Consider the following 26,479-nt stretch of genomic DNA (forward strand, 5'->3'; position numbering starts at 1 on the left):
CCTACATGATCTGCAAAATCAAGTCCGACGCATAACAGCGACAGTGCCTTTATCAGCTTTTTTAAGCAATATACCGGCACCACACCGGCGCAATACTTTAAATAATCAATCCATTAACCTACTAAAAATCCGTTAAGCAAAGCTAAACTCGGCCATTCCCGATTAGATCCATTGCTGTTTTTGCCTGCTCGCGCCATTAGCTACCTTGCTGTGCTATAGTGCGCAGAGTCTTCCAACTGATAGCCATAACTTATCCCTTGAAAAGAATCGCCCTCTTTGTCGATGTGCAAAACATTTATTACACCTGCCGTGAGGCCTATCAGCGCCAGTTTAACTATCGTAAACTCTGGCAACACTTGAGTGCGCAAGGAAATATTGTCAGTGCTGTTGCCTATGCCATTCATCGAGGTGATGATGGCCAGCTTAAGTTTCAAGATGCTTTGAGACATATCGGCTTTGAGTTAAAACTTAAGCCCTTTATCCAGCGCAGTGACGGATCAGCAAAGGGAGATTGGGATGTGGGGATCACAATTGATGTACTCGATACCGCTCCCAATGTGGATACCGTAATACTGCTTTCTGGTGATGGTGATTTTGCAATCTTGCTTGAGAAAATAACGCAAAAATATGACGTTAAGACAGAAGTCTATGGCGTACCCCAACTGACAGCAAAATCACTGATGGATGCAGCAACACAGTTTAATCCGATTGATGATGCTTTACTGCTCTAACAACAATGAATATTAAGCTGAAAATTCTTGGGTTGATAATTGATAAAAATTATCTATATCTGCCAACAAAATGCTGTAAACACCTGCATCTAACTGCCCTTTATCGACCATGGGCTGCATAATGTCGCCAATCTCTGATAGCGATAAAGAGCCTCGATAGGGTCGCTTTTGAGTCAACGCCTGAAAAACATCGACCACAGCAAGAATACGCGAAGGTAAATCTAATTGTTCCTGCTGTTTACTGAAGGGATAGCCTGAACCATCGAGACGTTCATGGTGATTTGAGGCCCATTCGCCTATTACAGACTTAGGAAAAAAACGATGTAAAGTATGCTCTGTATTAACGGTATGACGTTTGACAATCGAATATTCTTCCTTTGTTAATTTGCCTTCTTTATGCAGCAATAGGTCAGGCGTTTTGAGCTTACCGACATCATGTAATAATCCAGCAACGTACAATAATTCAGCATCGGTATCTGATACACCGCAGTCCTTTGCCACTAATTTTGCTAACAGTGCGACTTTTTCTGAATGGTGAAATGTAAAGGGACTCTTTGCATCGACAATCCGAGCAAGAAATCGCGCCAATTGCTTTACCCCTTCTAAATCCAACTCTTTGTCGTAAAAATTATTCGCCTCAAATTCTAAACCTAATAACTCTATGTGGCTGGCATCCATGTTGTACCAAAAGCCATCTTTTTTAACTAACTGGCACATCGCCTTGACCATTTCTGGCTCAAATAAGGTTCCGCTGTGGGCCATTAAATTTTCAGCTACCATACTTTCATGCAATGTAATCAGCTCCTCATGACAACCATGCGTATATCTGGCTCTTAAAAAGTCGGTACGATCCGCTAAGAAAATCAGTGCTGCAATATCACGGTCAAATACGGAAAGCTCATGGGATTGCAACTCAAGCCAAGGTGTGTGGTGGTAAAGAACGACAGGCGCAAAAACATCTAAAATCGGGCATTTAAGCAATGCCTCATAGCCACGTTGACTATGGCACTGGGCATCTTCTGGCTGCATTAATTTGAGCAGACGTAAGTGCTCTTCGGAGGAAGAAACGCCGCAATCATGAATAAGTCCGGCAAAATAGGCGAACTGCTTTTTTTCATCGGACCAGCCGAGCACATTCGCACATTCGTAAGCCATATAGCCAACCCGATGTCCGTGGTGCAAATCGTCTACCCCAACAAAATCTAATGCCGTCGCAACGGCTAATAAAGCATGCCTTACATCAATATTGACTTTGAAGTCATGGGGCTGAAAGGCATTCATTGAATATTCCTAATTAATTATTTGTTCCTCGCTAAAATATAGTCAATACCTTGATAATTATCTGCAAAATACAAAAAAGACCTGAAATTTCAGGCCTTTTTTATCGATATAAAATAGAACTTATGACACAACCAAGTTAGACCTCTGATGCTGTACTATGACGGGCGCGTTTTGCTAAGGCATAGTAAAACAATGGTGTAAGGATCAAACCAAACAGCGTCACCCCAATCATGCCGGCAAATACTGCCACGCCCATGGCTTGACGCATTTCAGCCCCCGCGCCTGTCGAAAACACCATGGGCACCACGCCCATAATAAAGGCGATAGAGGTCATCAAGATGGGGCGTAAACGTAAGCGCGCCGCCTCGAGAATCGACTCCATCACTTCCATACCATGGTCTTGTTTTTCTTTGGCAAATTCGACAATCAGAATCGCGTTCTTGGTCGCTAAGCCCACGAGCACGATAAGACCAATCTGGGTGAAAATATTATTATCACCGCCATAGATAAGCACGCCACTGAGCGCCGAGAGTAAGGTCATTGGGATAATTAAGATAATCGCCAATGGCAAACTCAAACTCTCATACTGGGCGGCGAGCACCATAAACACCAGCAGGATCACCAGAGGGAACACTAACAAACCTGTGTTACCGGCGAGGATTTGCTGATAGGTCAGCTCAGTCCACTCGTAGGTCATGCCTATCGGCAAGGTCTCGGCGAGGATTTTCTCAATCGCCGCCTGCGCTTGACCCGAACTCACACCGGGTGCTGGGCCACCGTTAATCTCAGCCGTGGTGAAACCGTTATAGTGCATCACACGATCGGGCCCCGCACTCTGGCTCACATTGATAAAGGAGCCGAGTGGGATCATATCGCCATTCACATTCGGCACTTTTAGCTGACTAATCTGCTGCGGGCTTTGACGGAATGCTTCGTCGGCCTGCATATTCACCTGATAGGTTCGACCGAAACGATTAAAGTCGTTGACATAGGTCGAGCCCATATAGGTTTGTAATGTCTGGAAAATTTGATCGAGCGACACTGCCTGCTGTTTCGCTTTAGTCCGATCGATATCCAGTTCAAGTTGTGGCACGTTCACTTGATAGCTAGAGAAAATCCCCGCTAATTGTGGATCGGCCCACGCCTTGTACATTACTTGTTGGGTCACCTGATACAAGGCCTCATAACCAAGGTTGGCTCTGTCTTGAATTTGCAGACGGAACCCTCCAATAGTGCCGAGGCCTTGCACAGGTGGCGGCGGGAAGATGGCAATAAACGCATCCTGAATACCAGCAAATTGCTGATTTAATTGGCCGGCAATCGCATTCGCCGACAGTTCAGGACGCTTACGTAACTCAAAATCATCTAAGGCAACAAACACGACACCCGAGTTAGGACTATTGGTAAAACCGTTGATACTCAAGCCGGGGAAGGCAATAGAGTGCGCCACACCGGGGTGATTTAAGGCGATGTCGGACATTTTCTTGATCACCGCATCGGTACGCTCGAGTGAGGCCGCATCCGGTAATTGGGCAAATGCCACTAAATACTGTTTATCCTGTCCTGGCACATAACCCGTTGGAGTATTCACAAATTGCACACCCGTCAGCGCAACCATGCCCAGATACACCAGTCCGATAATGCCGCCAAAACGGATCACCTTACGCACTAAATAGCCATAACCCTCTGATGCACGGTTGAATAAGCGGTTAAAAGGCGTGAACAACCAAGCACCGAACAACTTGTCCATTAGACGAGTTAAACTATCCTTTGGCGCATTATGGCTCTTGAGTAACAGCGCCGATAACGCGGGGCTCAGGGTAAGCGAGTTAATGGCCGAGATAAAGGTCGAAATCGTGATAGTTAGCGCAAACTGTTTATAGAACTGCCCCGTTAATCCGCTCATAAAGGCGGTAGGAATAAACACCGCGGCCAACACTAAAGTGGTTGCCACAATCGGCCCAGTCACTTCCTTCATGGCTTTTTGTGTTGCGGCAAATGGGCTTAAACCCGAAGCGATATTTCGCTCGACGTTTTCTACCACCACAATGGCATCGTCGACCACAATCCCGATGGCCAGCACCAGACCAAACAGCGACAGCGCATTAAGCGAGAAGCCCATCAAGTGCATAAAGGCGAAGGTTCCCACCAAAGACACAGGCACGGCCACCAGTGGAATAATCGAAGCGCGCCAAGTCTGGAGGAACAGCACCACCACTAACACCACTAAGAGCACGGCTTCGAGCAAGGTTTTCACCACCGCTTGGATAGAACCACGCACAAACACGGTCGGATCGTACACAATTTCGTATTGCAGCCCTTCGGGGAATGACTTCGCCAGTCTTGCCATTTCGGCGCGCACATCGTCGGAGATTTGAATCGCATTCGAGCCTGATGCTTGGAACACCGGGATCGCTACCGCATCCTTGTTATCCAGCAATGAACGCAGCGCATAACTCGTTGCACCGAGTTCGACACGCGCCACATCCTTAAGACGGATCACCTCACCGTTTTGACCAACCTTGATGATAATATCTTCGAATTCTGACAGTTCAGTCAGACGCCCCTTAACGTTAATCAAGAGTTGGAAGTCGGCATTACCGCTAGGCTGCGCCCCTAAACTGCCCGCTGCCGCTTGCTGATTTTGCTCACGTACGGCGGCGATAATTTCAGTTGGCGACATGCCAAGCGCCGAGACTTTATTCGGGTCAAGCCAGATCCGCAGACTATATTCGCCCGCACCGAATAAACGCACCGCGCCCACGCCTTTGATGCGTGCTAACTCATCTTTTACGTTGAGCGCCGCGTAGTTAGACAAATACAGCATGTCATAACGGTTATCTGGCGACAGTAAATGCACCACCATGGTTAAGTCTGGCGATGATTTTTCTGTCACAATCCCGAGGCGTTGAACCTCCTGCGGCAAACGCGGCATAGCACGGTCTACCCGGCTCTGTACTTGGGTTTGCGCTCTGTCCACATCGGTGCCAATCGCAAAGGTGATGGTTAAGGTCATGCGTCCATCGGACGTCGCCTGCGATGACATATACAGCATGTCTTCGACGCCGTTAATTTCCTGCTCTAAGGGCGAGGCAACCGTTTCGGCGATGACTTTAGGGTTAGCGCCAGGGTAATTGGCGGTGACCACGACCGTTGGTGGCACCACTTCAGGGTATTCGGTAATGGGTAATTGCCAGACGGCAATCGCCCCTGTGATAAAAAACAGCAGCGAGAGAACGGCTGCAAATATCGGTCTTTTAATAAAAAACTGCGACAACATTCTGTTGGATTCCTTAACCGCGGCTCGCTACTTCAACGTCTGGAGTGGTGATATTTTCTTGATGTTTATCAAGCAGTAATTGAGCTTGACGAAGCGCCTCTAGCTGTTCGCTGTCGGCCATATCAACCAGGTGTGGCTCAATTTGCATCTTAGGACGAACCCTTTGCATGCCATTGACGACGATTTTGTCGTCTGCCGCTAAACCTTGCTTAACAATGCGTAAACCTTGAACTTTTTCACCTAGGGTGACACCGCGATACTCCACGGTGCCATCGTTTGCCACCACTAAGACGAACTTGTTGTTCAGATCCGTGCCTACGGCTTTATCGTCAATTAAGATGCCGTCGTAGGCGCCACTACCTGCGGTACGTAATCTGGCGAACAGACCAGGGAGCAAGCTGTTGTCTTCATTGCTAAACGTGGCACGTACTCGAATAGTGCCCGTCTGTCTGTCCATCGAGTTATCGACAAAGTCCACTAGACCTATGTGTTGATATTCGCGTTCGTTAGCCAGCGCCATATACACGGGATTGTCGCCGGCACGAGGGTCTTTACGCTTTTTCTCGGCAGTTAACTTGACGTATTTCAGATAGGTTTGCTCATCCACATCGAAGTAGGCATACATGCTGGCGGTCGACACTAAGCTGGTTAACACACTCTGCCCCGCAGACACATAGTTACCCGCAGTGACATTGGCGTAGGAGGCTCGGCCATCAATCGGCGCGCGCACTTGGGTGTAATCTAAGTCCAACTCGGCGCGCAGCAGCGCCGCTTTCACAGAGGCCACGGCCGCCGTGGTTTGACGTTTGTTAGACTCACGGGTATCGAGTAATTCTGCAGATACCGCCTTTTGGGCAAAGAGCTTGCGAGCACGTTCTAAGTCGTTAGTGGCCAGTTGCTCAGCAGAGAGCGCGCTAGCAAGATCTGCTTTTAACCGGGCCACTTCCGCTTCGAACACACTCGCATCGATACGGAATAGCACATCGCCTTTTTTCACTAAAGCGCCTTCTTTAAAGTTTACCGACGCGATATAACCAGACACGCGTGGCACTAAGGTCACACTTTCTGGCGCCTGCAAACGGCCGGTAAATTCATCCCACTCGGTAACGCGCTCATGCAATACCTGCGCAACATCGACCTTAGGAGCACCTTGAGCTGGGCTTTGCTGTGCAGCTGGTTCACCACAGGCCGAAAGGACAAACGCCGCCACGGCAGTCAACATCAATATCCGTAAAGATGGGTTACTTTTCATTTTACAATCCTCATGTGGCAGGCATTTATCTCGTTTAAGACAGACATCAGTGATGGACACTCGGTCAACACCAATAAATACCGACTGGTAAAAAATATTATGTACTGAGCGGTAATATATAGTGTAAAATGACCCTGTCAACTTATTTTTGTACCGACAGGTATTTAATTTTGTGCCAGCTTGAAACCATGCAGTTAAGCCTTTGAGGTAATTAGGGCGTGTTGACGTTTCGAGATTAGATTTTGTTCGTTCTGGCAAGCTCGTGCTCGCGAAACGAGGAATGATGTGTAGTTATTCTACTCAAATGACGAGTGACAAAGAGCAAGGGCTTGCCATACGAACCCTTCGGGCAGCATTTGGCTGGCTTTTCTGCCGCGTTATCGTCCGTTTATGTAGAATAACTACACTGCACGGACTTTGCCTTGCATAAAAGTCAGCCAAATTGCTGCAAAAATAACCCTGAAACGTCAACACGCCCTAGCCACAGCGAACGTGCTATGTGAGCTTGAATGGACGATATATTTTGGTGAGTTACGCACCTAACCCGCAGACAGCAGGCAAGAGTGGCTGGACATGAGCTAAACCCATGTCTATCCTAGGGGCAATTGAGAATTGAGGAGCCTAATGATGTCAACCGTCACCCAGACGCCCTGCGTAGGTCGCCCACGAGCCTTCGATGCCGACGATGCATTAGCCAAAGCCTTAGAAGTCTTCTGGCGAAAAGGTTTTGAAGGTACATCGTTAACCGATCTCACTCAGGCCATGGGCATCAACAAACCCAGCCTATATGCCGCCTTTGGTAACAAAGAGCAGTTGTTTCTGAAAGCGATCGAGTTATACGAGCAGCGTCCCTGTGCCTTTTTCTATCCTTCGCTTGAAAAAGAAACAGCCTATCAAGTGGTTGAGTCCATGCTCTATGGCGCAGCATCTTCCTTAGTGGATGAAAACCAACCCCATGGTTGTTTAATTGTGCAAGGCGCTCTCGCCTGTAGTGAAGCTGGACAAGCCATTAAAGAAACCCTAATCACCCGTCGCCGTGATGGTGAGCAAGCATTATGCGAACGCCTGCAACGAGCAAAGGATGAGGGCGATCTCCCCGAAGATGCCGATCCGCTGCTGCTGTCTCGGTATATTGGCACAGTGCTACAAGGCATGGCCGTACAAGCAACCAATGGCATTTGCCCCAATGAATTACGTAAAGTGGCGGAGTTAGTGTTAGCTAACTTTCCGAAAAATAACGCCTGATAGGCGATTAGCATATAACGATTGACATAAACCCCAGTGAACACTGGGGTTTATGCTTTTAAGACGCTAAAAAAATCGAGATGAGTATCGAGTTAACACTGGACTTGATGAGTGACCAGACTTGGACGCAGCAGATTGTCATGGACGGGACAACGATTACACACAGTATCTAAAAACTCATTCTTTTCTGCATCGGTTAAGTCGGCGTCTATGCTGGCATTGATGGCGATTTCTTTAAATCCAACAGGATCGTCCGAGGGTTGGCCTAATAATCCCGCCGAATTCATCACGGCTCTCACATGCACATCAAACCGGTGAATAGTGATATTACGTTCACGCGCAACCATCTTAGCTATCGCCGAAATACAGCCACCAAGCGAGAATAAAAAGGTCTCTAAGGGGTTAGCTCCTTCATTGGTAGCGCTGGGTTGATCAATAACCAGCAAATGCTCCCGCACCTGCGCTGTAACCTTCCAACCGCTTCCCATATGTGTGGTGACTTCAACAACTTTTTCAGCCATAACAAACTCCATTAGTTTTTTTTCAATCAGATTATTCTAATAGTGTTAACATGAAAAGTCACAAGCGAAGATCACAGTTTATAAAGTCAGGTTAGGAAGTCGGTGTATGGGTTTAACCTAGATATCTAGAGTGTAAGGTTTTAATAAAATCGCGATAAATGTCAGTTATTCTGCACAGCAAACCAATGAAAATCCAAAACATCGAAGTAAAAAAGGCAATAAAAGGCCCCTTCCAATAACATTGAAAGAGGCCCAAGTATGCGTTATAGCACTATCCACTTATAGCACTATCCACGTTGCCTTGATTTCAGTGTATTTATCAAAGGAGTGTAGAGATTTATCTCGGCCATTACCCGATTGCTTATATCCACCGAAAGGTGCCGTCATATCACCGCCATCATAATGGTTAATCCACACCATACCACTACGCAATGCTTTAGCCGTTTTATGCGCCTTGCTGATATCAGCTGTCCAAACACCTGCCGCTAAACCGTAAATGGTATCGTTAGCGATCGCTATCGCCTCCTCCATACCATTGAATTCAATGACAGATAATACAGGGCCAAAGATTTCCTCACTGGCAATTTTCATTTGGTTTTTCACATTTGAAAATACCGTTGGCTGCACATACACACCGCCCGTTTCGGCCAGCACTTGTTGTCCACCATGCACTAAGCTCGCGCCCTCATCTTGGCCCGCCTTGATATAGCTTAAGATGGTATCTAATTGCTGCTTATCGACCACTGCGCCGCTAACGGTAGCAGGATCCAGTGGATGCCCAGGCTGCCACGAGGCGAGCTCTTCTGCTATAAGTGCAATCAGCTGATCTTTAACACCAGTTTCCACCAGCAAGCGTGAGCCCGCAGTACAAACTTCACCCTGGTTAAAAGCAATGGCTTCAGCGGCAGCCACAGCCGCTGCTTTAAGATCGGGCGCATCGTTAAATACGATGTTCGGGCTTTTACCGCCCGCCTCTAACCACACGCGCTTCATATTCGACTCGCCCGCATAAATCATTAATTGCTTAGCGATTTTTGTTGAGCCAGTAAAGACTAAGGTATCCACGTCCATATGCAGCGCCAGTGCTTTGCCGACGGTATGACCATAACCGGGGAGCACGTTTAGTACACCTTTAGGGATCCCAGCTTGAACGGCAAGTTCGGCAATACGAATGGCGGTGAGCGGTGATTTTTCAGAGGGTTTAAGGATAACACTGTTCCCCGTCACGAGTGCTGGGCCTAACTTCCAACAGGCCATTAGCAGCGGGAAATTCCAAGGCACAATCGCTGCCACCACGCCCACGGGTTCGCGAGTAATCATGCCGATTTCATTATGTGCCGTCGGCGCCAGCTCATCGTAGAGTTTATCAATGGCTTCCCCCGACCAACGAATAGCACGGGCAGCGCCCGCAATATCTACCGCCTTTGAAAAACGTATCGGTTTACCCATATCCAACGTTTCTAACAGAGCGAGTTCATTGGCATTTTCTTCCAATAACTCGGCAAAGCGGATCATCACTTGTTTACGTTTAACAGGCGTAGCCTTTGACCATACCCCAGACTCAAAAACCTCACGAGCATTAGCCACGGCGATATTGGCGTCCATCAAATCGCAACTGGCAACTTGTGCTAATAAACGACCATCGATTGGACTGATGCAATCAAAGGTTTTGCCTGATGCCGCATCCCGATACTCGCCGTTAATAAAACCCTTGCCATTGATTGTTAGGCTTGCAGCGAGGTTTTCCCAATCGCTCCGTGTTTTAGGTGTACTCATGATGACCTCTTAATCGTTTGTATTCGTTTATTTTATCTTTATTAGGATAAGGGCTATCTCGACTAACAACTGCCAAAGATGACCTAAGGCTGTAACTGCAGCCTAGATTACGCTTTTAAGACATCAAAATTCAATATTTTTTACAAAAATAGCATTTTTGCCACAAATAACTGCACACGCCTCTTCCATGTTCATTATTTCTAACATAGCATAGCAAATATTAGCCACCCTTAACGAAGACCTGCCCCCATTTAACAAGGAAAAGGACAAGGTAAACATCTATGCCCGACTCACCCAACAATCTCGCCCACGAGCATCCTTCACTTGAACACTATTGGATGCCTTTTACCGCCAATCGCCAATTTAAAGCGAGCCCTCGATTACTCGCCAAAGCTGAAGGCATGTATTACACCGATATCAATGGCAACAAGGTATTAGACTCAACCGCGGGATTATGGTGTTGTAATGCGGGCCATGGTCGACGTGAGATAAGTGAGGCCGTCAGCAAACAAATCCGCGAGATGGATTACGCCCCCTCCTTCCAAATGGGCCATCCCATCGCTTTTGAATTGGCAGAGCGTTTAACCGAACTGAGTCCAGAAGGACTCAACAAAGTATTCTTTACCAACTCAGGCTCTGAGTCGGTAGATACCGCCCTTAAAATGGCACTTTGCTACCACAGAGCTAATGGCCAAGCGTCACGCACCCGCTTTATTGGCCGAGAAATGGGTTACCATGGCGTAGGATTTGGTGGGATCTCCGTGGGTGGTTTAAGCAATAATCGCAAAGCCTTCAGCGGCCAGCTATTGCAAGGCGTGGATCACCTGCCTCACACTTTAGATATTCAAAATTCAGCCTTTAGCCGTGGCTTACCTAACCTTGGGGCAGAAAAAGCCGAAGTGTTAGAGCAATTAGTCACACTCCATGGCGCCGAAAATATTGCTGCCGTTATTGTTGAACCTATGTCGGGTTCGGCAGGGGTGATTTTACCGCCACAAGGTTACTTAAAGCGCCTACGCGAAATTACCCAAAAATACGGCATTCTGTTGATTTTTGATGAAGTTATTACCGCATTTGGCCGTGTAGGTGCCGCATTCGCTAGTCAGCGCTGGGGCGTTATCCCCGACATAATCACCACAGCCAAAGCCATTAATAATGGTGCCATCCCCATGGGCGCCGTGTTTGTGCAGGATTATATCCACGATACTTGCATGCAAGGGCCAACCGAACTGATTGAATTTTTCCACGGTTATACCTACTCGGGCCATCCAGTCGCTGCCGCTGCAGCACTCGCCACGCTCTCCATCTATGAAAATGAGCAGTTGTTTGAACGTAGTTTCGAGCTTGAACGTTATTTTGAAGAGGCTGTTCATAGCCTCAAGGGGTTACCCAATGTGATTGATATTCGCAACACCGGATTAGTTGCGGGTTTCCAGCTTGCACCTAATAACGAAGGCGTTGGCAAACGCGGTTATCGGGTGTTCGAGCGCTGTTTTCATCAAGGCACGCTCGTGCGGGCAACAGGCGATATTATCGCCATGTCCCCACCACTCATTGTTGAGAAACATCAAATTGACCAAATGGTAAATAGTCTCAGCGATGCTATTTATGCCGTTGGATGATGCACCATTTTCAATCACACGCCCAGAAATTAGGGAAAAGAAAGGTTAGCTATGCTTAAGATTACCCACTATGTGAATGGCCAACACACTCCAGCGAGTACAAGAAGCCAAGATATTTTTGAACCTGCCACCGGCGAATGCCGAGGTCAAGTATCCCTCGCCAGCAGCGATGAAGTCGCTGCCGCTATTGCCATCGCCAAAGCAGCCTTTGAGACTTGGTCACAGGTAACGCCCCTTAATCGCGCCCGTGTGCTTTTTAAATTCAAAGCGTTAGTCGAACAACATATGGATGAACTGGCGCAGCTCATCACCCTAGAGCACGGCAAAGTGCTCGATGATGCCAAAGGAGAGCTTATCCGCGGCCTCGAAGTCGTTGAATTTGCCTGTGGTATCCCGCACTTACTCAAAGGGGAGCACACGCAGCAGGTTGGTGGTGGTGTAGATTCCTGGTCCGTTAATCAAGCTTTAGGTGTTGTCGCTGGCATAGCGCCCTTTAACTTCCCCGTGATGGTTCCCATGTGGATGTTCCCAATCGCCATTGCCTGCGGCAACACCTTTATTATGAAACCCTCAGAAAAAGATCCAAGTTCAGTGATGCGGATTGCCGAGTTGCTCAAACAAGCTGGCTTACCTGATGGAGTGTTTAACGTGATCAATGGCGACAAAGAGGCCGTCGATACCCTGCTCACTCATCCAGATGTGCAAGCCATAAGCTTTGTTGGTTCCACTCCAATCGCTGAGTATATCTACAGCACCGCATCCAAACACGGTAAACGGGTACAAGCCTTAGGCGGTGCCAAAAACCATATGCTGCTGATGCCAGACGCGGATTTAGATCAAGCGGTAAGCGCACTGATGGGCGCGGCCTACGGCAGTGCGGGCGAGCGTTGTATGGCGATATCGGTGGTGTTGGCTGTGGGCGATGTGGGCGATAAACTGGTCGACAAGTTATTACCACAAATCCAACAATTAAAAGTGGGCAATGGCCTCACGCCAGAGATGGAAATGGGCCCCCTTATTTCTAAACAACACTTAGCCAAAGTCACTGACTATGTAGAAACTGGAGTTCAGGAAGGAGCAACCTTACTGGTAGACGGCCGACAATTAACCGTTGCCGATCATCAACAAGGTTACTTCTTAGGGGCGTGTTTATTCGACCATGTCACGCCGGATATGCGGATCTATCGCGAAGAAATCTTTGGCCCTGTGCTATCTATTGTTCGAGTCAACGATTATCCCAGTGCACTTACACTTATCAACCAACATGAATTTGGCAACGGCACCGCCATTTTCACCCAAAGCGGTGAGGCTGCCCGTCATTTTTGTCACCATGTGCAGGTGGGTATGGTCGGCGTTAACGTGCCAATCCCCGTACCGATGGCTTTCCATAGCTTTGGCGGCTGGAAACGCTCACTCTTTGGACCTTTGCATATGCATGGCCCTGATGGTGTTCGTTTTTATACCAAACGCAAAGCCATTACCGCTCGCTGGCCTGTAGGCAAACAGACTCAAGCTGAGTTTGTTATGCCCACCATGAAATAATCCGGAGCCATTTATGACAGTGAGCGTCACATCAATCATTCGCTTTGCCAGCGCACAATCGCCAGTGGAGAGCTATCAAGTCGCCCCTGAAAAGCGTATTGCAGGCAATCCAACTCAGCAATTGCAAAACCACTACTCCAGCCCTTGTAATCAATTCCATAGTGGAATTTGGCAAAGTGAATCAGGCGCTTGGAAAATCAACTACACTGAATATGAGTATTGTGAAATTCTCGAAGGAACCAGTGTGATTACCGATCTTGAGGGACAATCTCAAACCTTTAGCGTAGGTGATCGCTTTATTATTCCAGCGGGATTTCAAGGTGTGTGGCAAGTCGTCACCCCCTGTCGCAAGGTGTATGTCATCTTCGAACAAAACTCACAGTAATACAGAGGTGCATTTTGCCTCAATGAACAAAGTTAAAGTGAGTTAGCTTTACCGCCATGAGGTCACAGCAACGGAGTTTCCTTGGCTGTTGTTTGGCAAATTATCGGATGTACCAACCTGTTTTAAAACATAAAAGAAGCTTGTGCATCCGTGTCAATCAAGAAAATGGGAGAAATACCGTGAATAACAACCTACAGAAAAAACGGCTAGCACAACTTGCTGGACTCGCGCTTACTACCAGCTTATTTTCCAGCATAGCCAGTGCAGAAGTGTCTGGTGAGATTAGCTTAACTAACGATTATCGCTTCCGCGGTGTCTCGCAAACCGCTGGAGATCCCGCTGTACAAGGTGGAATAGACTGGAGTTTTGAATCAGGATTTTCCGTCGGCGCCTGGGCCAGTAACGTCGACTTTGATGAACCTGGTTATAATGGCCCAGATGTTGAGTATGACTTCTATGTTGCCTACGGTGGTGATATCAATGATAACGTCAGCTACGACGTAACACTGAACCGCTATAACTATTCGGGCGAGAGTGATCTTGGCTATTTCGAAGTAACGGCTGGCGTCGAGTTTAGCGGATTTCGCGTAGCCTATTGGTATACCAATGACTACGGTGGCACTGATTTAGATTACCACTACGGTGAAGTCAATTATTCCTATGAGTTTGTCGAAAACTGGAATCTCGATCTGCATTACGGCTACAACGTTGGCGATGCATTAGATGATGGTGAAGGCTTCGATAGTTACTCCGACTATTCTGTTGGTGTCTCCACGGAATTAATGGGATTTGGCCTTTCACTTGCTTGGCTTGGCACAGATTTAAGTGGCGATCAAAAAGTCTCTGACGGTGTATACCAAAACGACGATACCGTCCTCGCGAGCGTTAGTTACGCTTTCTAATAGGGTTATCTCATTAGACAAAACACCCTAGTACAAAAGTCATTAAAAAGCCCTCTTTCGAGGGCTTAGTTATTTTTGTCATGAATGTATTATTAATTTGAAGACCAACTGCGCATCTTATGGCCTTTGACTGCATAGAAGAGAATAAACAGATAACAAGGTAACATCACCATATACCCGCCCTGCTGCCCCATTTCGGTTGCCGAACTCATTAACCCCCAAGACACTGGACCAAACGCACCGCCGGCAATCCCCATGATAAGGAGCGCAGAACCCGTACTCGTCAATTTGCCCATGCCCGACAAAGCAAGAGGCCATACGGCAGGCCACACAATCGCATTGGCTAATCCTAAGAAAGCAATCAATAGCAAGGTATCAGGTAAAGCTACGCCCCCAAAAGGCACCAACAAAGTGTTAGCAATAGCGTAGGAATTGTTATCCCCAAACAGAATGCCTAAGGTGAGTAATATGCCTAAAATTGCGGAAATCATCAGCGCTGTCGGTTGAGAAATAATGCGAGGGATAAGGATAATCCCCAGCGTATAACCCAGCACCATGCAAACCATAGTGTATGAGGTCATGACCCCGTAATGCTCAACGCCTAAAGATAACGCAAAGGTACCTATAGTATCGCCAGCGATCACCTCTACCGCTACGTACACAAACAATGCCAACACACCAAATGCTAAGTTAGGGTGAGACAACGCCGCTTTAATCTGGCTTTTATCTGTATGCTCAGCGACTTCATCTTCATTAGATAATTCTGGTAATGGGGATTTTTTCACCGCCAAGGCTAAAACACCGATAAACACCGCCATGCCTAAGTAAGGAAAAACCAAACTATTGGCCATTTCATCAATTTGTACTTGCGTTAATGTTGTGCCGATACGGTCTTTAAAACTATCTAAAATCAACGCAGAGAACACTAACGGTGCAATCACCCCCGCACCTTTGTTCAAAATACCCATCACGCTAACACGCGCCGCCGCAGACTCTTCAGGCCCAAGACGAACAACATAAGGATTTACTGCGGTTTGCAGTAACGTCTGCCCCGCCCCCATAACTAATTGGGCAAATAAAAATAGGGCGAAGATTTGAGTCTTCGCCGCTGGAATGAACAGTAAACCCGCGAGCATCATCACGCCCATGCCCAAGGCCATCCCATTTTTGTAGCCCACTTTACGGATAAGCCACGCCGAGGGCAGTGCAGTAAAGGTCACCGCGATATAGAAAGAAAACAGGATTAATGAAGCTTGGAAGGGATTGAGTTGCAAAATTTGTTTTAAATAGGGCATTAAAGAACCATTCAACCAAGTTGCAAACCCGAGGATGAAAAAGAGTGCTGCCACTATCGCCATGGGGATAAAACTGCTTTTCTGCTGGCTTTTATCGAGTGTCATTTCCATAAACCTGCTTCTTATAGTAATTAATTTTAAGGTGATTGCGGGACAAAAATCCGCTGAGTATTGCACACATCCCTATTGCAACTCATCTGCAATGGCTAATGTTATCATTCGAACCCACCATTGTTTCAGTGATGTTAAAACAAACAACACAAAAAGACAACGCTGTCATTTACGATTTAATCCTAAAATATCGCGTTAAGCGCCACTGTGGCTCCTAAACTTTCACTCACTACTGATTTAAAGCAAAAGACACATATGACGAATAACTCATGTGAAATAAAAAAGCCGCAGAGTTTACTCTGCGGCCTGTTGAAAGCACAAAATAACGAAAGATTAAATCCGCACAAAAATATTGCGACGATACATCCAATACAGCACTAACCATTGAACGGTGAGCAAGCCAATCACAGCTCCTAAGGGCTGAGCATTTTCCGGCAATGCCGCGATAACGCCACCGAACACACTCAGGGCGATATACTTCCAATCCACTAGGCTGGAGGCCAGATAAATAATGATGGCGTTAGTGCCTATCACCACAAAAATAAAGGCGAGCTTTTGCCATTTCAGCACATCCACTAGGGCATAAAACAGCGCTAACAGCAGCATGCTCCAACCAGTTGTGACCAACACAAAAGAGCTGGTCCACAGTTCTTTATTGACGGGAATAACCCCATCCAGCAACCAGCCTAGGGCTAAACAAACACCACCGGCAACGCTCAATAGGCCAACCTTAGCCCACTCCCCTTTAGGATGGGATTTCACAATAAAATGACCGACAAACACACCCGCTAAGGCGTTGACTACGGCAGGCAGCGTCGATAACACGCCTTCAGGATCGGGCGTTCGTCCTTGATAGCTCACACCCGGCAGCAATAGGCTATCCACATAAGCATTGATAGAGTCAGTCGGTGATAACACACCCGCCTGTCCACCAGGAAACGGCAACCAGAGCTGCATCGCGCCATAGGCCACTAATATGCCCAAGGCCACCAACACTTGGGTCCGTAAACTGGTATGCCACACCAGCAAGGCGGCAAAAAACCACGCAAAGGCAATTCGACCTAATACGCTGGCATAACGGACTTTTTCAGGATCGGCAGGCGCCCCAGTTCCCCAACCATGGTTATAAAGAATCCCAAGCAATAAAAGAAGAAACAGCCGCTTAATCCCGTGGCGATACACAGGCATACGCTCATGCATCGGCAGTTTATCTAAGCGTTTTGGCGATAATCCAAGGGCAACACCGGAGAGGAAAATAAACAGCGGAAAAATCAAATCATAGAAGCGAAACCCATGCCACTCACTATGGTGCATTTGGGTATCACCCCATTGCCAGCCCGCCCAGCCAGTCAACATAAGCAAGGCGCCAAATAGGGCTTCGCCACCTAAAATCCAAAACATATCAAAGCCACGCAGGGCATCAAGGGACATCAACCGCGGTTTTGACTGACTCTTTTTCGCGGCAGCCTCCTGAGCATTAACGCCCGTATTGGCGATAGATCCCGGCGCAGTCGTACTCATACCATTATCCTTTATTATTGTTATTTAAATTATTTTATAACTTTTGAGCAAAATGCAGACTGTACAATAAAAAAACTTAGCCCCTGTCATCAAAATACGACAAGGGCCAAGGTTAACGCTTTACTGACTCACCCCAGACTAAGGGCGAACATAAACCGCATTTCCAGCAATATAGTTGGCCAGCACTTTGTGTTGATTATCTAGCAGCACTAAATCGGCACGCTGCCCTACGGCTAATCGACCGACGCTCTCGGCAATGCCAAGGAACTCGGCAGGATACAAAGACGCCATTCTCAAGGCCTCACCAAGCGGTAAACCAAGCATCTTCACACTGTTCTCAACCGCGGTCGCCATGTCTAACACACAGCCCGCCAGTTCACCCGTCACCGCATTTAATCTATCGCCGACACGCAGTACCTGAGTACCAAACAGCTCAAAGCTGGTTTCATCATCCATGCCTACTGGCGGCATGGCATCGGTCACCAGCATCACTTTGCCACGGGGTTTAGCGCGCAGGGCGACCCTTGCGGCAGCTGGATGCACATGGTGGCCATCGACAATCAAACCACACCAAGCGGTTTCACTCTCAATCGCCGCGCCCACCACGCCAGGCTCACGGGAACCTAAGGGTGACATGGCATTGTAGAGGTGAGTGAAGCCTGTCGCCCCCGCCGCTAATGCCGCGACAACGGTATCGTAGTCCGCATTGGAGTGGCCCAAACACACTTTAACGCCAGACTCCACCAACAGGCGGATCACCTCGGGGGAGACATTTTCAGGCGCTAAGGTCACCACTCGAATCCCTAAATCCTGACGGCAAAAAATCGCCAATTCAGCCTCGGTGATCTCACGGATAAAACCTTGTGGATGCACGCCTTTTTTAGGTACCGAAAGATGCGGGCCTTCAAAATGTACGCCTAATACGCCAGCACTCTTTTGCGCGACCGCACTGGCAACCGCATCGGCAGCCTTGGCCATTACCTGCACATCATCGGTGATAAGCGTAGGTAAAAAGCCAGTGGTACCAAAGCGAGCATGTGCCTTACCTATGGTTTCAATGCAAGCAACCGTTGGGCTGCTATTGAATAACGCGCCGCCACCGCCGTTAACTTGCACATCGATAAAACCTGGCACTAGGGTGCCTGGATAGCGAATTTCCTTAGCACCCGATGCGGTGTCTAAGCTGGCTATCAGACCATCTTCAATGGTGACAGGCACATCCCGATGGAAGGCTTCACCATCAAACAGTTGCTTGGCAATTAAGGTGAATTTCATCCCAAACCTCTTTTCAAATTACTGCGGCACAACGGCCATCCATTACAGCGTTTGAGTGACTTTTTTCAGCCCAGCGGGTTGGTCAGGGTCAATACCACGGGCAATCGCGACTGCTGCCACGTCAATATAAAAACGTTGTAGCAAGGCTAACGGCGCAACACGTGGGTGAATATCCGTCGATGTTTGGTTTAAATGCACTAAATCTGCGCCACGTTGACTCACATTTTCAATCTGTTCGATATGGCTAGCGTACGACTCATCGCCAATGCAGACATCCACAATCGTGAGTTTTTTCTCCACTAAGGTCACAGGACCATGGAGGAACTCAGCGCTACTAAAGGCTTCGGCATGGATAGAACACACTTCTTTTAACTTAAGTGCGATTTCCTTAGACACGGCATAACCTAAACCACGGCCTAGTACGACTAAGTTTTTCACGTTTTCAACCGATGCTGGAGTCAATTGTGGTTCCGTATCCACCGCAGTTTGCAGTGCTTGCGGTAAGGAGTTAACTGCGGCGGCGAGGGATTCGCTCTGCGTCCACGCCGAGGCTAATTGTAAAATCGCCGACAGGGTTGCAAGGTAGCTCTTAGTTGCGGCAACGGCTTTCTCTTCGCCTGCACGTAGTGGCACCACGACATCGACGATATCCTTGATAGGCGCGGTTTCATCGTTTACTAACGCCACACAAAACGCGCCTGCATTTTTCGCCATACGCGCTTGGGCTAAAATATCAGGGCTGCGGCCAGATTGCGAAATCACAATCACTAATCCGCCTTCTAACTTCAAGCTCTTACCGTAAACGCTAGCCACTGAAGGCGCGGCGGCAAAGGTGGGGACACCCGCTTCGATTTCAAAAAGATATTTAGCAAATACACCCGCATGGTCCGATGAACCACGGCCCACAATCATCACAAAACGGGGATCGAAAGCACGCAGTTTTTCACCTAACTGCTGCATTAAATCGGCGTTAGCGGCTAACTGACCCGCAATCTTCTGCGGCGCGGTGCGAGCTTCTTGCTCCATAATAGTGTTTGTCATGTTATTTACCTTACAAATCAATACGGGTATTGCTTTAGCACTGATGCGCTAAAACGGCTTATTCATTAATGTTGACTGAGTTAAATTGCTGCTGAGCGAAGTACATGGCACCCAATTCTGGCGGCGCTAAGGTTTCAGAAATCTTGGCCACCACATCGCTGCCAAGCCACGCCTGTAAAGGTTCGGCAAGGCCACCGATCATCGAGAAACGCACCGGATTGAGGCTAAACAGCTTGCGTGCCATTTCACTGATGTAATCGGCCCCTTCCTGCACAATCCCGCGAGCGACTTCATCACCAGCGTTTGCACAATCGAGTACGCTTCTGGCTAATTCGGCATAGCAACTCGAAGACTTACCGGCGAGATGCTCGACGATGCCCAAGGCATCACTTACCCCAAAATGGTTTAACAGCATCTTGGTTAAAGCAGTCGGCGCGGCAAAGCCATCGAGGGCGAGTAACACATGCTCGGCGGCTTTGAGCCCTAACCAAGCCCCACTGCCCTTATCGCCCAGCGCAAAACCGTGTCCGCCAATACTTAAGCTGTCATCACCTACATGGGCATAACCGCAGGAGCCTGTGCCCGTAATGATCACCGCACCATCCGCGCCGCGGTGTGCACCGATACAAGCGGTATGAAGATCCGTAGTGACATACATGGCGGCAAACGGATGCTGCCAGCTGATTACATCCTGATACAGGCGCGGCACATTGACTCCTGCCAGCCCTAAGCCCGCGACGAGTAAATGGCTATCGGTTTCCTTCATGCCCGCATCAAGCAAAGCTTGGCGAGTCGATGCTTCAATAGATGCAAATGTTTGTGCAAGACCATGCAGCGGATTAGCTCGCCCAGCAACACCTGTCCCTAAAACGGTACCGTCCGCAGTATAGATAGTGGCTCGGCACTTACTGCCGCCCCCATCAACACCGATAAACAGTTGTTGATCTTTTGTCTGGACTAACCCCATGACATCCCTCTTCATCTCTTAATGCAGCGCTACCGTTGCTTATACTTATGCCGTTAATACGACACTCAACTTTAGTTAACTCAATGTTACAGCAAAAATGACAGCGTTGTCATTTACTTTTTGAAGCAATTTCTAATCAAATGTCAGGCGAAAGAATTGACTGAAAGTGAAAAAGAAAAAGGCTGTATTTTTCTTTTAAAATACAGCCAGATAAATAACAGATTAATTAACGATTAAGCTTCTGCCTTTGCGGATACCATCAGCAGCAATAGCACGGATCTCAACAGGCGCAGTTACCGCCTGCCCTGCTTGATAGGATTGCCATTGCCCACTCGCTTGCCGCCACTCAATCTTAAGTCCTGGATAAGCCACGTTGGCAAACAGTTTACCGTCACGGATCTCGGCGCCGACAGTCGGCACTCGGTAATCGATACCCGCTTTATCGAGTTTAATAAACTCCTTATGCCCTAAGGTATTGGCCATTTGCTGCCAAGATTGTGCCTGCGCGTCACGCATTGCCGCAGTAAAGTGTCCAGTGCTTTGGTTATACAATGCACCTTGATATTGGTAAGGCACTTCCCACTCTGCTTGATGCCAAGCACGCTCAGCCAGCATCAATAAACGAGGGAAAATCATGTACTCAACGGTATCGTTGCTGCGAATGGTTTCACTCCACAACTGCCCCTGTAAACCAGCAAAGTTTTTACCTTGCTCCCGTGGTCCAGATTTTTTGCCTTTCTCATCGATTCTTGCCCTATCGTCGGCTTCGAAAGGCAGATTTTGCAAGTCGGTCCACTGCTCCGCATTCGCCACTAAGTTATCCGGCATAAAGCTAAACACTTTGTGCGCGTTGGTGGCGCGGCTTGCCCAATAATAGCCATGCTCTTTAGGATCGGCTTCGTAGGGAAAATCAAAATAAAGCACTTCAGGATTCGAGAGCACCACATCCCAACCGTTGTTCACTTGCTGATTGGCATGCTCATATCCTTTATAGGCAATCACATCCCAAATATTGGATTGGACTTTCGCAGGCATATAGCTTGGGCGAACATGGCTCATGCCATCACTCCAACCTGCGGCTTCGATGCCTTTTTCCGCCAGTTGATTCGATATCCGCTCAATAAAGTAAGCGCCTAAATCCTCGATAGATTTAACGCCTTTATCGTTATTGGCTACAAAGGATAAACACTCCGGAGATTTCTTCCACGCCCCAGCGGTTTCGTCGGCGCCGATATGGTATCGAGTTAATGGTTGACCCGCGGCTTGGTGTAATTTGGCAATTTCATCAATCACTTTATCGACAAACTGATAGGTCGATTCCATACAGACGTTCAAAGTGTTGTCGTTGTAATACTGCACCGAAGAATACACAGTTGTATCAGCCGCATCCGACAACAAATAGGTTTTCGCCTCAGTAGGCTTACCTTGGGCGAGTAATTTACGATAACGCGCCTCCATGGATTTTATCGCCGCGCGGCTATGGCCTGGCATATCCATCGAAGGGATCACTTGAATTTGGCGCGCATCGGCGTATTTGAGAATATCGATATAGTCTTGTTTGCTATAGAAACCATTAACACTCGACTCCGCAACAGGACCACTGCCAAGCTGCGGTAACAAACAGGTAGTTTCCTCAAGATCGTGGCAACGCTTACTACCAATATCGGTCAGTTCAGGCAGGCCATCAATCTCTAAGCGCCAACCTTCATCATCGGCCATATGCAGATGTAATTTGTTGAGTTTGTAAGCCGCCATTTGATCTATCAGTGCAAAAATCATCGCCTTACTGTGGAAATTACGGGCCACATCGATATGCATACCGCGGAATGGATATCTTGGGCTATCTTCAATAGTCATCGCATTTACGCGCAAATCCTGCACATCAATCAAACTGGCAAGCGATGATAACGCATAGGAAAATCCTGCCGCATCACCTGCGGCAACCTTGATACCATCAGGTTTGATATCCAGCAGATAACTGCTCTCTGCGCCTTGGCGCCAGCTCAGTTTCACCACTAAGCCTTGTTCTGACTCTTTAACGCCCAAACGTGCTAAGCGTTCAAGCGCCGCAGCCACTTGCTCGGTTTTAAAAGACTGATTTTCAGCGGATGGACTCAATACTGACGCGACATCCAATTTAATGCCAGAGGTGAGTGATACCGCTTTATCGTGAGAATGGATCGTCACTTTTTGCGGCGAAGGAATAATGGTATTGACCGCTAAGCTGGAATCTGCACTGACCTGTTGATTATTGCTAAACAAATGCGCAGGCGTCGCAGGCGCTAATTTATCCGCATCAGTACGGCGATACTGTTTCACCATATCGGTGAACGGCTCAACATAGGGACGCACTTCCATTCGAGTCTCAGGATCTTGCTGCACTTTCGTGCTGGCAATCACCACTGGCGATAAATCCCCAGCAACGATGTAGTAGTTTGGCATGGCATCGGTTTCAGACAGTTGCCAAAGCTCACCACGGAACCTTAAGGTCTTTTTAACCCCTTTGTTAAAACCGCTGAATGCCTCAGTAGGCGTTATCCGATAAAGATCGCCCTTGATATGAGTGATGGAGAACTCTTTGCCTTCAACCGATTGCACCGGACGCATCTGGCTAAAATAAATCGCCCAGTCGTGACCTTCGAGATCAACGCCAGGGACAAAATCAATCTCAGCCACAAAACAACGACCTTCAGCGGCGGCTTTATCACAGTTATTATCGGGTCGGTTGGTGAGCACGCGATAACTCACGCCCAAGGTATCCCCAAACTGCTGCAATTGTGCTTGGGTTAATGACGCAGGCGTGGCGAGCTCGGCTGAGCTTGGCACTGGCACATTCACTGTTTTAGGCGCTTGGCTACAGGCACTTAAACCTAATGCAAATAAAATGGCGGTGGCGGCAATCGTTTTATTCATGATATTCCTTTTCTAGCTTCAGAAATGGCTACAATCTGAAGGAAGTTACTAACGTCCGCAGTCTTTCCCCTTGGTGAAACAGTCGCTCACTCGATTGTGCTAGATGCTGACTATCGAGGGAGGCTGAACCTGAGACATTGGCAAGATCATTTAATGTACGAGAAATCGCTTCGGTGACACAGGTTTGCTCCTGCGCCGCATGGGAAACTTCGATATTCATATTACTGATATTTGAAACTAAATCAGTCACTTTAGATAGAACGAGCTTAATTTCTTCCGAACGGTTGACCCCTTGATTGGAGAGAGTCTGACTCGATTGCATCACATTCACGGTTTCGGCAACTCGGCTTTGCACCTGTTGGATCATTTTTTGGATTTCACCCGTCGCCTGTTGGGTGCGACTCGCTAAAGAGCGCACTTCATCGGCAACAACGGCAAAACCACGCCCCTGCTCACCCGCTCTGGCAGCCTCGATGGCGGCATTTAGGGCGAGTAGATTAGTCTGTTCGGCAATGCTGTTGATCACCACCACAACTTCATCAATACGCTGCGTTTCCTGTTGTAACTGCGACACCGACTGAGCCGAACGTGCTAACTCAGCCGCAAGTTGGCGAGTAATGGCTAAGCCCGAGTCAAACTGACGCTGACCATCGTCAACCGCTCTATCGGCTTGGGTTGCCGCATCGGCTGTACGTTTAGCATTGATGGCCACTTCATTTGCACTGGCACTCAATTGAGTCACAGCCGTGACTGCGGCTTCGGTTTCTTTAAGCTGAGCTTGCACCCTTTGATTGTTGCTTTGCGACAACGTGCCCAGCGCTTTAGCATCGCCCAATAGCAGACCCGAGGTTTCATGCACCCTTGAAATCGTGCCGTGAATGTGTTCGACAAAGCCGTTGAAAGCATTGGCGAGTTTGCCAATTTCATCTTCAGTTTCAACGGGTAATCGATGACTTAAATCGCCATCACCATTAGCAATCTCTTCTAACGCGGTGACAACCTTATCTAATGGGGTGATCACTAAACGCTTTAAAATAATGAAAATAACGAAGAGGCTGCCCGCTAAAATCAACAAAGCCTGTATAAAGTAGCTCAGCAACAACTCGGATAACTGCGCTTTTACGGGCAAAATGGAAAAAGTAATGGTTAAGCGTCCGGTAGGATTACCTTGGTCGCTAAACTGTAACTCTCTTGTTTGTAGATAGTTGACGGCAACTGCCTCGGCTTGTTTATCCTCTGCGAGCAGCTTACCGCGATGATCCACAACAGTAATTTGATAAATTTGTTCAGACTTTAACATGACGGATAATACAGCCCGGATCTGTTCGTAATCGTAGGTAAAAATCGGCTGTGCCATTGTGACTTGCAGATTAGCGACCGTATTGTCTTCAAAGGCCATTTCGCTGCTCATTAACTTATTGCTCGCCAACCAATAGGACGCCCCAAACAAGGCGCTCACTATCATAAATATCGCCGCAGCTAGCCCAATTTGTACTTTTAAGGCTAAATTTTTCATTATGTTGCACCTTGCATACTAAATAGATCTAACCACAGCTCCTGGCGTTCAATCGGCGTTAAGGGATGTAAATCTGGCGTATCTAAGCGGATAATCACGCGCCGCTCAAACTGCGCATCACGGTAGAGCTGCTCAATCTTAAGTTCACGATTAAACATTTCATCGAAGCTACCGTCGCTAATCATGTGTTCAAGCCCCGCTAAGATTGCCTCAGCTAACTCGGGGCGTTTTGGTGAGACAAAAAAATAGGCCGGAGAGCGATATTGCAGCAGGATATGGCTATCAATCTTAAGTGCGGGATCGGGGTGGCTCGCAAGTTCATCGCCGATTTCCTGTGCGCCAAGCGCAAGGTAGTCGAACCGTCCACCTTCTAACATAGGGTATAGATTGGTGTACTGATAGCTCGTTACCAACGGCACACCATTGGCTTCGAGAATGCTCGCATCGGGCCAATAACGGTTTTGCCCAGCGGTTAATTGTTTAAAATCCGCCAGTGTTTTTACGTTGGCAAACTTAGCCTCATCACTCTTACGGATAATTAATAATCTGTTACCAAGCAATCCCTTAAACAGTGGGATCCGTACGGGCAGCATGGTTTCCTCAAGCTCTTTGGAAGTCATGCTCCAAAATACGTCAACAGTGCCGGCAAGTGCTTCTTCTGCATTGCGTTTTTGGTTCATCTGCGTCGACATTTGTTCTACTTGATACGGCTTGCCGGAGCGGCGCAGCGCCTCTTTAAGCAGATTAAACTGCCATTGCTGTTGGATGGTAGTCACTATCTTGATAGGAGTGGGATTGCTTGCCGAAGAAGTGCCAGCCGCAAAAGCAGCATTAGTAAGCGTGAACGACATTTGCTCCACAGCGGCTATCGCGGTGAAACTCAACGCACACAGCATAACGCTCGGCCAGAGTCCCAAGATGGACATCAACAAACGCTTAGCCAGAGTTGTCACTACGCTGCAAAGCAATGTAGCAATATGAATAACCATGAATCGCAGCCTCTTTTATAACTGGAAAATCCAGCGAGTTTTATTTATTAATGCCGCTAACTTGTTTGCTTATCCTAAGCAAGGTCGCTCTACCTAAAAAAATGGCTGGGCACTGCTTACAGTACCCAGCCAACGCTAGTTTCTGGGGAGAGACTATCAAATATTAAAGACAAACGTACCGCCGCCCGACCAGCAATACTTCTGCCAAACACATGAATAAGGAGACCTCATCCTCTTCATGCAGACCTTACTAAACAACGCATCACACAAGCAGATGACAGCGTTGTCATTAATTAAATTACACAAGAAAGAAC

19 protein-coding genes and 1 pseudogene are annotated in these 26,479 nt (G+C 47.8%); 7 read left to right on the forward strand and 13 right to left on the reverse strand.

The genetic code is table 11. The features are described 5' to 3' along the window. Positions 1 to 33 precede the first annotated feature (33 nt). Together HG547_RS20850 and HG547_RS13415 are read left to right on the forward strand one after the other, a co-directional pair. Positions 34 to 105 (forward strand): annotated as a pseudogene (locus HG547_RS20850) (AraC family transcriptional regulator); the annotation flags it as partial. Positions 106 to 257: 152 nt separating this feature from the next. Further along, positions 258 to 731 (forward strand): NYN domain-containing protein, encoded by a 474-nt coding sequence (locus HG547_RS13415; protein ID WP_055648309.1) that lies wholly within the window; start codon positions 258 to 260, stop codon positions 729 to 731. 12 nt (positions 732 to 743) lie between these two features. Here the strand turns inward: HG547_RS13415 and HG547_RS13420 are convergent, their stop codons facing one another. The 3 genes from HG547_RS13420 to HG547_RS13430 all read right to left on the reverse strand — a co-directional run bounded on the left by HG547_RS13420 (position 744) and on the right by HG547_RS13430 (position 6,544). Next, a complete protein-coding gene (locus tag HG547_RS13420) occupies positions 744 to 2,012 on the reverse strand; it encodes an HD-GYP domain-containing protein (protein WP_169548092.1) in 1,269 nt (422 codons plus the stop codon). A 136-nt stretch (positions 2,013 to 2,148) separates the two neighbouring features. Further along, entirely contained in the window at positions 2,149 to 5,292 is a 3,144-nt protein-coding gene (locus HG547_RS13425; protein ID WP_169548093.1) for a multidrug efflux RND transporter permease subunit, read from the reverse strand. A 13-nt stretch (positions 5,293 to 5,305) separates the two neighbouring features. After that, positions 5,306 to 6,544 carry an efflux RND transporter periplasmic adaptor subunit gene (locus HG547_RS13430; RefSeq protein WP_169548094.1) on the reverse strand — a complete coding sequence of 413 codons (1,239 nt, stop codon included), beginning with the start codon at positions 6,542 to 6,544 and terminating at the stop codon, positions 5,306 to 5,308. 624 nt (positions 6,545 to 7,168) lie between these two features. Here HG547_RS13430 and HG547_RS13435 point away from each other — a divergent pair. After that, positions 7,169 to 7,789, forward strand: a complete 621-nt coding sequence (locus HG547_RS13435; RefSeq protein WP_169548095.1) for a TetR/AcrR family transcriptional regulator — start codon at positions 7,169 to 7,171, stop codon at positions 7,787 to 7,789. A gap of 92 nt (positions 7,790 to 7,881) precedes the next feature. Here HG547_RS13435 and HG547_RS13440 read toward each other — a convergent pair whose 3' ends face one another. Next, positions 7,882 to 8,310 (reverse strand): OsmC family protein, encoded by a 429-nt coding sequence (locus HG547_RS13440; protein ID WP_169548096.1) that lies wholly within the window; start codon positions 8,308 to 8,310, stop codon positions 7,882 to 7,884. A gap of 279 nt (positions 8,311 to 8,589) precedes the next feature. Continuing rightward, positions 8,590 to 10,086, reverse strand: coding sequence for an aldehyde dehydrogenase (locus HG547_RS13445; protein ID WP_169548097.1), 1,497 nt, complete (start codon positions 10,084 to 10,086; stop codon positions 8,590 to 8,592). Positions 10,087 to 10,367: 281 nt separating this feature from the next. Here HG547_RS13445 and HG547_RS13450 point away from each other — a divergent pair, with 281 nt between their 5' ends. From HG547_RS13450 to HG547_RS13465, 4 genes are all read left to right on the forward strand, one after another. Continuing rightward, entirely contained in the window at positions 10,368 to 11,708 is a 1,341-nt protein-coding gene (locus tag HG547_RS13450) for an aspartate aminotransferase family protein (protein ID WP_169548098.1), read from the forward strand. Between the two features lie 51 nt (positions 11,709 to 11,759). Beyond that, the gene (locus HG547_RS13455) at positions 11,760 to 13,250 is read left to right on the forward strand and encodes a CoA-acylating methylmalonate-semialdehyde dehydrogenase (RefSeq protein ID WP_169548099.1); all 1,491 of its coding nucleotides are present in this window, start codon (positions 11,760 to 11,762) and stop codon (positions 13,248 to 13,250) included. 13 nt (positions 13,251 to 13,263) lie between these two features. Next, positions 13,264 to 13,635: a cupin domain-containing protein gene (locus tag HG547_RS13460; RefSeq protein WP_055648318.1), complete on the forward strand. Its 372-nt coding sequence runs from the start codon at positions 13,264 to 13,266 to the stop codon at positions 13,633 to 13,635. A gap of 179 nt (positions 13,636 to 13,814) precedes the next feature. Continuing rightward, positions 13,815 to 14,537, forward strand: a complete 723-nt coding sequence (locus tag HG547_RS13465) for a TorF family putative porin (RefSeq protein ID WP_055648319.1) — start codon at positions 13,815 to 13,817, stop codon at positions 14,535 to 14,537. Positions 14,538 to 14,629: 92 nt separating this feature from the next. Here the strand turns inward: HG547_RS13465 and HG547_RS13470 are convergent, their stop codons facing one another. The 8 genes from HG547_RS13470 to HG547_RS13505 all read right to left on the reverse strand — a co-directional run bounded on the left by HG547_RS13470 (position 14,630) and on the right by HG547_RS13505 (position 26,165). Continuing rightward, positions 14,630 to 15,937: a sugar MFS transporter gene (locus HG547_RS13470; RefSeq protein WP_169548130.1), complete on the reverse strand. Its 1,308-nt coding sequence runs from the start codon at positions 15,935 to 15,937 to the stop codon at positions 14,630 to 14,632. A gap of 339 nt (positions 15,938 to 16,276) precedes the next feature. Continuing rightward, positions 16,277 to 17,464: a DUF5009 domain-containing protein gene (locus tag HG547_RS13475; protein ID WP_211164648.1), complete on the reverse strand. Its 1,188-nt coding sequence runs from the start codon at positions 17,462 to 17,464 to the stop codon at positions 16,277 to 16,279. 138 nt (positions 17,465 to 17,602) lie between these two features. Beyond that, on the reverse strand, positions 17,603 to 18,739 hold the full coding sequence (nagA, locus tag HG547_RS13480) for an N-acetylglucosamine-6-phosphate deacetylase (protein ID WP_169548100.1): 1,137 nt from the start codon (positions 18,737 to 18,739) through the stop codon (positions 17,603 to 17,605). 42 nt (positions 18,740 to 18,781) lie between these two features. Continuing rightward, complete coding sequence (locus HG547_RS13485; protein ID WP_169548101.1) at positions 18,782 to 19,780, reverse strand: SIS domain-containing protein; 999 nt, start codon at positions 19,778 to 19,780, stop codon at positions 18,782 to 18,784. Positions 19,781 to 19,838: 58 nt separating this feature from the next. After that, complete coding sequence (locus tag HG547_RS13490) at positions 19,839 to 20,747, reverse strand: BadF/BadG/BcrA/BcrD ATPase family protein (RefSeq protein ID WP_169548102.1); 909 nt, start codon at positions 20,745 to 20,747, stop codon at positions 19,839 to 19,841. A gap of 222 nt (positions 20,748 to 20,969) precedes the next feature. Continuing rightward, the gene (locus tag HG547_RS13495; protein WP_169548103.1) at positions 20,970 to 23,660 is read right to left on the reverse strand and encodes a family 20 glycosylhydrolase; all 2,691 of its coding nucleotides are present in this window, start codon (positions 23,658 to 23,660) and stop codon (positions 20,970 to 20,972) included. A gap of 28 nt (positions 23,661 to 23,688) precedes the next feature. Next, positions 23,689 to 25,176 carry a methyl-accepting chemotaxis protein gene (locus HG547_RS13500; RefSeq protein ID WP_169548104.1) on the reverse strand — a complete coding sequence of 496 codons (1,488 nt, stop codon included), beginning with the start codon at positions 25,174 to 25,176 and terminating at the stop codon, positions 23,689 to 23,691. After that, positions 25,176 to 26,165, reverse strand: a complete 990-nt coding sequence (locus tag HG547_RS13505; RefSeq protein WP_169548105.1) for a transporter substrate-binding domain-containing protein — start codon at positions 26,163 to 26,165, stop codon at positions 25,176 to 25,178. Before HG547_RS13505 ends, HG547_RS13500 begins: the two co-directional genes overlap by 1 nt. Between the last annotated feature and the right edge of the window lie 314 nt (positions 26,166 to 26,479).

It is taken from the genome of Shewanella sp. DNRA4 (assembly GCF_012843185.1).
In the GTDB taxonomy this organism is placed as follows: Bacteria; Pseudomonadota; Gammaproteobacteria; order Enterobacterales; family Shewanellaceae; genus Shewanella; species Shewanella xiamenensis.